Here is a 3,499-nt window from a genome sequence, read left to right on the forward strand (position 1 = left end):
GCCGACCACGCGCCGCAGGCCGCCGCGCATCACGACGACAAGCGCGCGCGCCCGGCCGCCGCGGCCGCATCGGGCGCCGAAGGCAGCTCGATTCGTGTCGGCGTCGAGAAGGTCGACCAGCTGATCAACCTGGTCGGCGAACTCGTGATCACGCAGGCGATGCTCGCGGAAACCGCGAGCGCGTTCGATCCGGCGCTGCACGACCGCCTGTTCAACGGGATGGCGCAGCTCGAGCGCAACGCGCGCGACCTGCAGGAAGCCGTGATGTCGATCCGCATGATGCCGATGGACTACGTGTTCAGCCGCTTCCCGCGTCTGGTGCGCGACCTCGCCGGCAAGCTCGGCAAGCAGGTCGAGCTGGTCACGTTCGGCCAGGCGACCGAGCTCGACAAGAGCCTGATCGAACGGATCATCGATCCGCTGACCCACCTCGTGCGCAACAGCCTCGACCACGGGATCGAGACGGTCGACAAGCGCGTCGCCGCCGGCAAGGACGCCGTTGGCCAGCTCGTGCTGTCGGCCGCGCATCACGGCGGCAACATCGTGATCGAGGTGAGCGACGACGGCGCGGGCCTGAATCGCGAGCGCATTCTCGCGAAGGCCGCGAAACAGGGCATGCAGGTGTCCGACAACATCAGCGACGACGAAGTCTGGCAGCTGATCTTCGCGCCGGGCTTCTCGACCGCCGAGACGGTGACCGACGTGTCGGGCCGCGGCGTCGGGATGGACGTCGTGAAGCGCAACATCCAGTCGATGGGCGGCCACGTCGAGATCACGTCGGTGGCCGGCCGCGGCACGACCACGCGGATCGTGCTGCCGCTGACGCTCGCGATTCTCGACGGGATGTCGGTGAAGGTCGGCAACGAGATCTTCATCCTGCCGCTGAACTTCGTGATGGAGTCGCTGCAGCCGTCGAACGACGATATCTACACGGTCGGCAACGGCGAACGCGTGGTGCGCGTGCGCGGCGAATACCTGCCGCTCGTCGCGCTGCACGAGGTGTTCTCGGTCGAGGACGCGCGTACCGACCCGACGCAAGGGATCGTCACGATCATGGAAACCGAGGGGCGCCGCTTCGCGATGCTGATCGACGAGCTGGTCGGCCAGCAGCAGGTGGTCGTGAAGAACCTCGAAACCAATTACCGCAAGGTGCACGGCATCTCGGCGGCGACCATCCTCGGCGACGGCAGCGTCGCGTTGATCGTCGACGTCGCGGCGCTGAACCGCGAAACCCGTGCGACGCACGGCGCCCGTGCCGGCGCCGAGCTCGCGATGTTCTGATGTCACTCGCCATTCAACCGATTGGGGGCAAACGTGTCTGCTGAAGTCCAAATGATCAATCCGGCCGCGGCGAACGCGGCAACGAGCCGCCGCGACGCGGAACAAGGCGACGCGACGGGCCAGGAATTCCTCGTGTTCACGCTCGGCGACGAGGAATACGGGATCGACATCCTGAAGGTGCAGGAAATCCGCGGCTACGACAGCGTCACGCGCATCGCGAACGCGCCGGAGTTCATCAAGGGCGTGATCAACCTGCGCGGGATCATCGTGCCGATCGTCGACATGCGGATCAAGTTCCATCTCGGCCGCGTCGAGTACGACCACCAGACCGTCGTGATCATCCTGAACGTCGCGCATCGCGTGGTCGGGATGGTGGTCGACGGCGTGTCGGACGTGCTGACGCTGCAGACCGACCAGATCATGCCGGCGCCGGAATTCGGCGCGACGCTGACGACCGAGTACCTGACTGGCCTCGGCACGGTCGACGGCCGGATGCTGATCCTGATGGACATCGAGAAGCTGATGTCGAGCCGTGAAATGGCGCTGATCGAGACGCTCGGCGGGTAAGCGCGCCGCGCGCGCAGGAATTTCGGGAGAATCTGCAATGTTGCATAACTGGTCGATCCGCACGACGCTCACGGCGGTCGGACTCATCCTCGTGGCGCTGGCCGCAGCCGTCGGCGGGCTCGGCCTGTACGCGCTGAATCACGCGAGCCGCTCGCTCGACGAGATCGCGCACGTCGACCTGCCGGCGATCCATACGCTCGACGACACGTCGTCGTACCTGCTGCGTGCGCGCGTGTCGCTCGACCGCTTCCGTTCGTTGACGGAAGGCGGCAACACGGCCGAAGCGGCCAAGGTGCTCGACCGCGCGCAGGAGCTGTACGCGAAGTCGAACCAGAACTGGCAGGCGTTCCAGTCGACGCCGAAGCTCGGCGTCGAGCAGGCGCTCGTCGACGAACTGACCACCCGCTACACGACGATCGTGAAGGAAGGCGTCGAGCCCGAATTCGCGGCCGCCCGCGCGGGTGACATGGCCGCGTACCACGCGGTCGCCGATACCAAGATCAGCCCGATGTTCGTCGCGTACGACCAGGCCGCGTCGGCCGTGATCGCATCGCTGCAGAAGCGCGCCGAAGATCGCCAGGCCGCGACGCAATCGCAGATCTCGCTGATGATCGGGCTGATCGCGGCCGGCATCGCGATCGCGTTCGTCGTCGTGATCGCGATCCGCTTTGCGCTGCGCGGGCTGATCGTGCAGCCGCTGGAAGACGCGATCGCGCACTTCGAGCGCATCGCCGGCGGCGACCTCACGCAGCCGGTCAACGTGTTCAGCACGAACGAGATCGGCCGCCTGTTCGGCGGCATCAAGCGGATGCAGGACGCCGTCACGACGATGGTGCAGGCCGTGCATCGCGGCACCGAATCGATCGACGTCGGCGCGCGCGAGATCGCGACCGGCAACATCGACCTGTCGCAGCGTACCGAGGAGCAGGCCGCATCGCTGCAGGAAACCGCGTCGAGCATGGAACAGCTGACGGGCACCGTGCGGCAGAACGCGGAAAACGCGCGGCAGGCCAGCCAGCTCGCGGTGAATGCATCGGACATCGCGACGCAGGGCGGCGACGTGGTCGGCCAGGTCGTGTCGACGATGCAGGACATCGCGGCGAGTTCGGGCAAGGTCGTCGACATCATCGGCACGATCGAGGGCATCGCGTTCCAGACCAACATCCTCGCGCTGAACGCGGCGGTCGAAGCCGCCCGCGCCGGCGAACAGGGCCGCGGCTTCGCGGTGGTCGCGGGCGAGGTGCGCTCGCTCGCGCAGCGCAGCGCGAGCGCCGCGAAGGAAATCAAGACGCTGATCGGCGATTCGGCCGAGAAGGTCGAAAGCGGGTCGGCGCTCGTGTCGCGCGCCGGCTCGACGATGGACGAGATCGTGCAGGCCGTGCGCCGCGTGACCGACATCATGGGCGAGATCAGCGCCGCGTCGGACGAGCAGTCGACCGGCATCGAGCAGGTCAACCGCGCGGTCGGCCAGATGGATTCGGTCACGCAGCAGAACGCGGCGCTGGTCGAGCAGGCGGCCGCCGCGGCTGCGTCGCTCGAAGAGCAGACGCGCCAGATGAAGACGATCGTGTCGGGCTGGCGCGTGATGGGCGGTATCGTGCTCGCACCGTCGCGCAGTGTGGCGCGGCCGGTCGCGCATGAGCCTGCGCCG

General features: G+C 67.3%; 3 protein-coding genes. All 3 read left to right on the forward strand.

Features of this window, described 5'->3' with window-relative positions; genetic code table 11:
- Positions 1-1,281, forward strand: a 1,281-nt coding sequence (locus tag G3N99_RS37025) for a chemotaxis protein CheW (RefSeq protein WP_206124835.1), incomplete at its 5' end; no start/stop codon positions are given.
- A gap of 51 nt (positions 1,282-1,332) precedes the next feature.
- The gene (cheW, locus tag G3N99_RS37030) at positions 1,333-1,848 is read left to right on the forward strand and encodes a chemotaxis protein CheW (RefSeq protein ID WP_043185043.1); all 516 of its coding nucleotides are present in this window, start codon (positions 1,333-1,335) and stop codon (positions 1,846-1,848) included.
- A gap of 37 nt (positions 1,849-1,885) precedes the next feature.
- A partial coding sequence (locus G3N99_RS37035) for a methyl-accepting chemotaxis protein (RefSeq protein ID WP_206124836.1) occupies positions 1,886-3,499 on the forward strand: 1,614 nt, incomplete at its 3' end.

Source organism: Burkholderia sp. Ac-20392, assembly GCF_017104585.1.
Lineage (GTDB): Bacteria > Pseudomonadota > Gammaproteobacteria > Burkholderiales > Burkholderiaceae > Burkholderia > Burkholderia lata.

What these genes read in the sequence shown, in the direction of transcription:
- cheW (WP_043185043.1), top strand. Translation starts at nt 1,333, where the DNA reads ATGATCAATCCGGCCGCGGCGAACGCGGCAACGAGCCGCCGCGACGCG.